The following is a 7,663-nucleotide window of genomic DNA, read 5'->3' as shown; positions in this document are numbered from 1 at the left end:
TGCTGTGCGGGGGTGTTGCTACTCTGTTCGCTGGCGCGACTCAGAATCCAGCGCCGGTAGTCATCGAGATCGCCGTCGTAGGCTTCGGCCTTGCCGTCGTTGACCAGCAACAGGTCATCGACGGTGTTTCGCAGCAGGTGACGATCGTGGGATACAACAATCAAAGCGCCGTCGAATCCCTGCAACGCAACGGTAAGGGCCTGACACATTTCCAGATCGAGATGGTTGGTGGGTTCGTCCAGCAGCAAAAGGTTGGGCTTCTGCCAGACGATGATGGCCAGCGCCAATCGGGCTTTTTCGCCGCCAGAAAAAAAGCGGCAGGAACCGGAAGCCATATCACCGCGAATATTGAAGCTGCCGAGGAAATTGAGGATTTCCTGTTCGCGGGCTTTTGGAGCTAGCCGCTGCAATTGGGTGGCAGGGCTGGCGTCCAGATCGAGGGTTTCCAGTTGGTGCTGGCTGAAATAGCCCAGCGCCAGATGCTCGCCCTGCGTGCGTTTGCCGCTGAGTAGGGGCAGCACGCCGCCGAGGGTTTTCAGCAGAGTGGACTTGCCGGCACCATTGGCACCCAGCAGGCCAATGCGGCTGCCCGGGTGTACACTGAGCTTGATGTTCCGCAAAATCGTTTTGCCGTCATAGCCCAGCTCTGCCTGCGACAACGTCAGCAGCGGGTCTGACATTTTCTCAGGTACCGGAAAGCGGAAACTGAACGGCGAATCCACGTGTGCCGGTGCAATTTCGGTCATCCGCTCCAGCGCTTTGATGCGGCTTTGGGCCTGGCGAGCCTTGGTCGCCTTGGCCTTAAAGCGTCGGATGAAGTTTTCCATATGGGCAATTTCAGCTTGCTGCTTTTCAAAGGCAGATTGCTGCTGGGCGAGCTTTTCCGCACGCTGGCGCTCGAACGCTGAATAGTTGCCGCGATAGTGGGTTAGTGTGTGGTTGCTAAGGTGCGCTACCTGATTACACGTGGCGTCGATAAAGTCGCGATCGTGGGAGATCAGCATCAGAGTGCCGCTGTAGGCCTGCAGCCATTGCTCGAGCCACAAGGTCGCATCCATATCCAAGTGGTTGGTGGGCTCATCGAGCAGCAGCAGGTCGGAGGGGCGCATTAGCGCCTGGGCCAGATTGAGCCGGATGCGCCAGCCGCCTGAGAAATCCCGTACCGGCGTGCTCAGCTGGCTCTGCTTAAAGCCCAGGCCCAACAGCAGCTGCTCGGCTTGGCTGGGAATGGCGTAAGCGTTCAGGGCGTCGAGCTGACCATGTAATTCGGCCAACCTCATATCATTTCTGCAGGTTGCCAGTTCGGTCTCAACCTGTCTGAATTCCGTGTGGCCGTCGATCACGTAGTCGACGGCGGGCCGATCGCTGGCCGAGACCTCCTGAGCCATATGGGCGATGCGCCACTGTTTGGGAATCCGTACACTGCCGCGATCAGGTTCGAGCTTGCCGCGCAACAGGGCGAATAGGCTGGATTTTCCGCTACCATTGGCGCCGATCAAGGCAACGTGATCGCCGTCGTGCAGGCGCAAGTCGGCACTTTCTAGCAAAGTTTTGCCGCCGCGTAGTAAGCTTAACTGTTCGAATTCAATCATGGGCGGCGATTATAACGGAGGCACTGTGGCCGACAATGCCCTTTGGCAATATACCTTGCTGGTTTATTCCCAGCCTCGGGTACAGAAACTCTGTCTGAGACTGCAGGAAGACTATGGTGCGGACGTAAATCTGTTGCTGTCAGCCTGTTGGCTGGCCAAGCGCGGTATCGTCTGGGCGCCTGATCAGATCGCCGACATGGTGGCGCACAGCCAGTCTTTTCGCGAAAACTTCCTGCTGGAAGCGCGCGCCCTGCGCCGCCGTATCAAGCAGGCGGCGCCGCCCAATGTCTATCAGGAGGCGCAGCGTTTCGAGATGTCGCTGGAGCGTTGGCAGCAGGATGAAATCTACAGTTACTGGCAGAAGGCCGCGATTTCGCCGAAGAAGCAATCTTTTCCTCTCTGTGCGCAGACCAATTTACACCGTTACTTTGACCAGCTGGAGCTGGCTTGGAACGGTTTGCTGGGTGAGTTGATTGAGGCGGTGGCAGCGACACCACCCGCTGAGGGTGATGCCTAGCCTAGCGTGATCTTTGCCGGGTTATTCCACGTCAAAAATTGATGCAACCGTATCGGCTTTGGATTTCGGCCGACTGATGGTGTCCGGCAGAAACGTGGCCTTGCGCCTCGGGGGCGGTGGTGGTTCCGGCGGTTCTGGGCGAGGTGCGACCGGCGCGGGTTTTGCTGGCTTTGCCGCTTTAGCTGTGGCCTTTGCCTTCGCTGGGGCCTTTTTCGCTGGTGCGGCTTTGGCGGGTGCAGTCTTAGCGCTCTCGGCTTTGCTGGCGGGCTCGCTCTTTGCTGCCTTGGCTTTCGCGGGGGCGGCTTTGGGCTGCGCAGGAGCTGCTTTGGCCTTTGGCGCGGCCTTTTTGGGCGCCGCCTTCTTGGCCGCAGGTGCTTTCTTAGCTGGCGGTGCCTTTTTGGCGGCAGCCTTGGCTTTCGGCATGCTTTTGATAGCGGCCTGTTCGGCGGCGTAGGCCGCTTTTTCCCGCTCTATTTCCGCCTTTATCTCGGCAATTTTAACGTTGGCTTCAGCCGCTGTCGCCTCGGCGGCGGTCAGAGCTTTCTCTGCCTTGGTCAGCGCTGTCTGGGCGCTCTTGGTCTGTGCAGGCGTTTTTGCCGCGCGCAATTTTTGCTGCGACGTTTTCAGCGCAGTTTTAAGCTTTTGGACGTCATTACCCGCCTTTTCGGCGGTGTTCTGCGCCTTTTTTAGCTGCTGAGCCTGGGTGTTCAGCAGCTTTTCTCGCAAGGCAGCCAGCTTTTTTTCCAGTGCTTCGACGCTGCCTGCCTTTTTATTATTGCCTGGCATGCTTCCTAACCTTCCGAAAATGTTCAAAAAAACATCAATTCCATTATACAAACTTGACGCACTATAGCTATTGTCCGGCCCCTAATTTGTGGCAGACTGTTGCCCCTGTTGTGCTGTATCACGGCACGAAATTCTCCTAAGAGTAGACGAGAAGGTACTGGAATGAAAAGAAAAGTCTTCGCCGTAGCGACCCTGGCCACTGTTTTGGCCGCCTGTGATGGCAAGGATGCCTCTGCCCCGGCGGAGGTGAAGCTCGATTCAGAAATGCAAAAAGTGAGCTACAGCTTTGGTGTGGACTTGGGTAAGCGCATCGGTCAAAACATGGAGCTGGACGTGGCCGCCTTTAGCGCTGGTGTCAGTGATGGTATCGACGGTGGTGAGCTGAAGATGTCCGAAGAGGACATGATGGCTACCCTGCAGGGTTATCAGCAAAAGAAAATGGCTGAAATGCAGGCCCAGGCCGAGCAGGACGCTGAGAAAAATCGCGTGGCCTCAGAAGCCTATCTGGCAGAAAATGCCAAAAAGGACGGTGTAGTTACACTGGAAAGTGGGCTGCAGTACAAGGTGATTGATAACGGCGATGGCGCCAAGCCTGCAGCTGATGACGTGGTCGAAGTGCACTATCGCGGCACCTTAATTGACGGCACCGAATTTGACAGCTCCTATGCGCGCGGTGAGAGCATTACTTTCCCGGTCAATGGTGTTATTGCCGGCTGGACCGAGGCACTGCAGCTGATGCCGGTGGGCAGCAAGTGGGAACTCTACATTCCCTCTGATCTGGCCTATGGCCCCGGCGGCACTCAGGGTGCGATTGGCCCAAACCAGGCACTTATCTTTGAAGTTGAGTTGCTGGGTATCGAAAAAGAAGAAGGCAGCGAAGGCTGAGCCAATTCAGCGCGCCGAATGTCTTGATGGACGTTAGGCGCGCCCTGTCAGCTCTCGGATCGGCGAATGCTGAAGTTATAGAGCCGGAATTGCCCCTCGTGAACCGCCAGTGTCGCGGTCACCAAAGCCTCCCCATTCTCAAATCGTGCCGGAAAGCTGTAGCTCAGGCGCTTTTCTTCACCAAATACCGACAATGCTGCCGTCAGAGTTGAAAACTGTAGGCTGTGCAGGCTTTTGAATTTGCCTAGCGGCCGGTACTGCTCAAGTACCTGATAAAGCTGCTCATTGCTGACCGCCTCGCGGGCTGCGGGGGTCAGGTGGTGGCGCAAGGCTTCTGGTTGCCAGCTGGAGATCTCGCTGAGCGCATCTTCAAGGTAAAGGCGCGCTTGGGCGGAGTGTTTGTCATCCTGTTCGGTGGCGTAATAGTAGAGCCCGCCAAAGACCAGCAGGCAAAAGCCAATAAACACATGCAGCGGTTTGAGCATTAGATCAGGCCGACGCTATGCAGAAAGACAATGAGAATACCGAGCGGTGCGATATAGCGCAGCGCGAAGTACCACAGGCTAAAGAAGGTGTCGGTATCGAAGCGGACACCCTCTTTCACATGGTCGCGGCTCATCACGAAGCCGGCAAATAGCGCAATCAGCAGGCCGCCCAGAGGCAAAATGTAGTTAGCTGTGATGTGATCCAGCGAGTTGAAGAAATCACTGGAGTAAATGCAGCCAATGCCGCCAAGCCAGCCAATCAGCGCCGCGCCGGTGGTGCCCACCTTGCGGTGTATGCCGTGTCGCTCAAGCCAGGCCACCCCGGGTTCAATCAGGGAAATAGACGAACTTAGTGCGGCTATGCTGACCAGAATAAAGAAAATACTGCCAAACACCATGCCGCCCGGCATGTGGGCGAAGGCAATCGGCAGTGAAACAAACATCAAGCCAGGGCCGGAGCTGGGTTCAAGGTTGTTGGCAAAGACCAGCGGAAAGATGGCCATGCCGGCTATAAGTGCGATGGCAGTGTCCAAAAAGCCAATGGTGATGACGGTTTTGCCAATGGAGTGCTCGCCTGGCATGTACGCACCGTAGGCCATGATCGCTCCCATCCCCAAACTCAATGTAAAGAAGGCGTGTCCGAGGGCAACCAATACCGCTTCTGTGGTGAGTTTTGAGAAGTCTGGCGTAAACATGAATTTCAGGCTGGTGATGAAATCACCCGTGGCCCAGCTGTAGCCGAGCAGAATAAGAAGAAAAACAATCAGCAAAGGCATCAAAATTTCGACCGCACGGCCAATACCGCCGGTTACACCCGCCGCGATAACACCGCCTGTAAGTAGCACAAACAGGCTCTGCCAGCCCCATTGCCGGGCGAAACTGCCCGCCACATCGTCGAAATTAGCCTCGATGGCTGGTGCGGGTAAACCGTCATACTGAGCGGTCAGGCTTTGCCAGCTGTAATCCAGCGCCCAGCCAGCCACAACACTGTAAAACATCAGAATCAGCAGGCCGCCAATAACGCCGCCGATACCCACAATGCTCCACAGCTTGGGTGCATTTTCCCGCTCGGTCAGAATTAGCATCGCGTCTACCGGATTTGCGCGTGTGCTTCGACCCAGCATAACTTCAGCAATCATCACCGGCACGCCGACCAGTAAAATGCAGGCAAGATAGATTAGTACGAAGGCGCCACCGCCGTACTCGCCTGTTATATAAGGGAATTTCCAGATATTGCCAAGACCAACAGCGGACCCGGTAGCGGCAAGAATAAAGGTCCAGCGCTTGGTCCAGTTGTCTTTTACGGTCGCGTTATGAGTCATTTAGGTAGGCTTTAGTTTTAATTTGGACGGATTGTAACGGGATTAACACGCTTAACCCAAGGCAGTTGACTGTTTTATGGGCTATAATGCGCGCCGCTCGCGACCGGCGAGCCGGTGAAGACCGATTCTGACAGACGACGCTTCCCACGACATCCGTATTTTCAACGACGCCAGAAAGGCCTCGCAATTTCGGGGCACGCCCCACAGAGACTCTCAATGATCGAAAAGTTACGCAATATCGCGATTATCGCCCACGTTGACCATGGTAAAACCACCCTGGTCGATAAACTCCTCAGCCAGTCCGGTACACTTGATCGCCGCAGTGAAGGCGCCGAGCGCATCATGGACTCCAACGACCAGGAGCGCGAACGCGGTATTACTATCCTTGCCAAAAATACCGCTATCAACTGGAACGGCTACCGCATCAATATCGTGGATACCCCCGGACACGCGGATTTTGGTGGCGAGGTCGAGCGGGTGCTGTCGATGGTCGACAGTGTACTGCTGCTGGTCGACGCGGTGGATGGCCCCATGCCGCAGACCCGTTTCGTTACCCAGAAAGCCTTTGAGCGCGGCCTTAAGCCGATTGTGGTGGTGAACAAGATTGACCGTCCAGGCGCGCGTCCGCACTGGGTAATCGATCAGGTATTTGATCTTTTCGATCGTTTGGGTGCCACTGACGAGCAGCTGGATTTCCCGATCGTTTACGCGTCTGCCCTCAATGGCTACGCCGGCCCGGAAGCCGACGAGCTGGCCGAAGACATGACGCCCCTGTTTGAAATGATTGTCGACCGGGTTAGCCCGCCGGAAGTCGATGTCGACGCGCCGCTGCAAATGCAGATTTCCGCCCTAGATTACTCCAGCTATGTTGGCGTTATTGGGGTTGGCCGCATTACTCGTGGCACCTTGCGCCCCAGCCAGCAGCTGGTGGTGGTTGACCGTCACGGCAAGACGCGCAAAGGCCGCGTGCTCTCGGTAATGGGTTACCTTGGTCTGGAGCGGGTGGAAGTGCAGGAAGCCCGCGCCGGCGATATCGTCTGTATTACCGGTATCGAAGGCCTGAGTATTTCCGACACCCTCTGCTCTCCAGAGGCGGTAGAAGCACTGCCAGCACTGACAGTCGACGAACCGACCGTCAGCATGACCTTCCAGGTCAACGACTCGCCGTTTGCCGGCAAAGAAGGCAAGTACGTCACCACCCGCAATATTTCCGAGCGTCTTGAGCAGGAGCTGATCCACAACGTGGCTCTGCGCGTGCGTCCGGGCGATACGCCGGACAAGTTCATTGTTTCGGGCCGGGGTGAATTGCACCTGTCGGTGTTGATTGAAAACATGCGCCGCGAAGGTTTTGAGCTTGGCGTATCGCGTCCGGAAGTGGTGCAAAAAGAAGTTAATGGTGAGATTCACGAGCCCTTTGAGCAGGTCGTGATCGATGTGGAAGAGCAGCATCAGGGCTCGGTCATGGAAGAGCTGGGTCTGCGCAAAGCTGAAATGACCAACATGCAGCCAGATGGCAAGGGTCGGGTAAAACTGGAGTTCATTGTTCCGTCACGCGGTTTGATCGGTTTCCGTTCGCTGTTTATGACCCTGACCTCGGGTTCCGGCATTCTGACCAGCATTTTTGATCATTATGGTCCGGTTAAAATGGGTGACGTTGGCGGCCGTAACAACGGCGTGCTGGTGTCTATGGTGCAGGGTAAGACCCTCAGCTATGGCCTGTTTAACCTGCAGGATCGCGGCAGACTGTTTCTGGGTCACGGTGAAGAAGTGTATGAAGGCCAGATAATCGGTCTGCACTCGCGCAGCAACGACCTTGTGGTCAACCCCACCAAGGCCAAGCAGCTGACCAACGTCCGTGCATCGGGTACCGATGAAGCGCTGACCTTGTCACCGCCAGTGCGTCATACGCTTGAGCAGGCGCTTGAGTTTATCGAAGACGATGAGCTGGTCGAAGTTACACCGGAAAGTATTCGTCTGCGCAAAAAACTGCTGAAAGAGCACGAGCGCAAGCGTGCCGGTAACGCTGCCAAAGGTTAAAGCCAGTCAGGTGGTTCGCCACCCGCTCGCTAAGTAAAG

At 56.2% G+C, this 7,663-nt stretch carries 7 protein-coding genes; 3 read left to right on the top strand and 4 right to left on the bottom strand.

Going from position 1 to position 7,663, the window contains the following annotated elements; all coding sequences use genetic code 11:
* The coding region (locus ABYP39_RS04365) for an ABC-F family ATP-binding cassette domain-containing protein (RefSeq protein ID WP_372781291.1) at window positions 1-1,592 on the bottom strand (1,592 nt) is incomplete at its 3' end.
* A gap of 25 nt (window positions 1,593-1,617) precedes the next feature.
* On the opposite strand from ABYP39_RS04365, the gene ABYP39_RS04360 reads away from it, so the two are divergent.
* Window positions 1,618-2,109, top strand: coding sequence for a TIGR02444 family protein (locus tag ABYP39_RS04360; RefSeq protein WP_372749350.1), 492 nt, complete (start codon window positions 1,618-1,620; stop codon window positions 2,107-2,109).
* 21 nt (window positions 2,110-2,130) lie between these two features.
* Here ABYP39_RS04360 and ABYP39_RS04355 read toward each other — a convergent pair whose 3' ends face one another.
* Entirely contained in the window at window positions 2,131-2,895 is a 765-nt protein-coding gene (locus ABYP39_RS04355; RefSeq protein WP_372749564.1) for a hypothetical protein, read from the bottom strand.
* 162 nt (window positions 2,896-3,057) lie between these two features.
* On the opposite strand from ABYP39_RS04355, the gene ABYP39_RS04350 reads away from it, so the two are divergent.
* Window positions 3,058-3,780 carry an FKBP-type peptidyl-prolyl cis-trans isomerase gene (locus tag ABYP39_RS04350; protein ID WP_372749563.1) on the top strand — a complete coding sequence of 241 codons (723 nt, stop codon included), beginning with the start codon at window positions 3,058-3,060 and terminating at the stop codon, window positions 3,778-3,780.
* Window positions 3,781-3,827: 47 nt separating this feature from the next.
* On the opposite strand, the gene ABYP39_RS04345 is transcribed toward ABYP39_RS04350, so the two are convergent.
* Entirely contained in the window at window positions 3,828-4,265 is a 438-nt protein-coding gene (locus ABYP39_RS04345) for a hypothetical protein (protein WP_372749562.1), read from the bottom strand.
* Window positions 4,265-5,587, bottom strand: coding sequence for a sodium-dependent transporter (locus tag ABYP39_RS04340; RefSeq protein WP_372749561.1), 1,323 nt, complete (start codon window positions 5,585-5,587; stop codon window positions 4,265-4,267). The genes ABYP39_RS04345 and ABYP39_RS04340 overlap by 1 nt, the downstream gene beginning before the upstream one ends.
* A 216-nt stretch (window positions 5,588-5,803) precedes the next feature.
* On the opposite strand from ABYP39_RS04340, the gene typA reads away from it, so the two are divergent.
* A complete protein-coding gene (typA, locus tag ABYP39_RS04335) occupies window positions 5,804-7,624 on the top strand; it encodes a translational GTPase TypA (protein WP_372781289.1) in 1,821 nt (606 codons plus the stop codon).
* Window positions 7,625-7,663: the final 39 nt, after the last annotated feature.

Origin of the sequence: Litorivivens sp., from assembly GCF_041625495.1 — a bacterium.
Lineage (GTDB): Bacteria > Pseudomonadota > Gammaproteobacteria > Pseudomonadales > Spongiibacteraceae > Litorivivens.
Note: the sequence above shows the minus strand (reverse complement) of the source record. Positions and strands in the feature narration are given on the sequence as shown.

Bases quoted from the DNA above. Each gene is read 5' to 3' on its own strand.
- ABYP39_RS04355 (WP_372749564.1), bottom strand. From the start codon at position 2,895: ATGCCAGGCAATAATAAAAAGGCAGGCAGCGTCGAAGCACTGGAAAAA.
- ABYP39_RS04350 (WP_372749563.1), top strand. From the start codon at position 3,058: ATGAAAAGAAAAGTCTTCGCCGTAGCGACCCTGGCCACTGTTTTGGCC.
- ABYP39_RS04345 (WP_372749562.1), bottom strand. From the start codon at position 4,265: ATGCTCAAACCGCTGCATGTGTTTATTGGCTTTTGCCTGCTGGTCTTT.
- ABYP39_RS04340 (WP_372749561.1), bottom strand. From the start codon at position 5,587: ATGACTCATAACGCGACCGTAAAAGACAACTGGACCAAGCGCTGGACC.
- typA (WP_372781289.1), top strand. From the start codon at position 5,804: ATGATCGAAAAGTTACGCAATATCGCGATTATCGCCCACGTTGACCAT.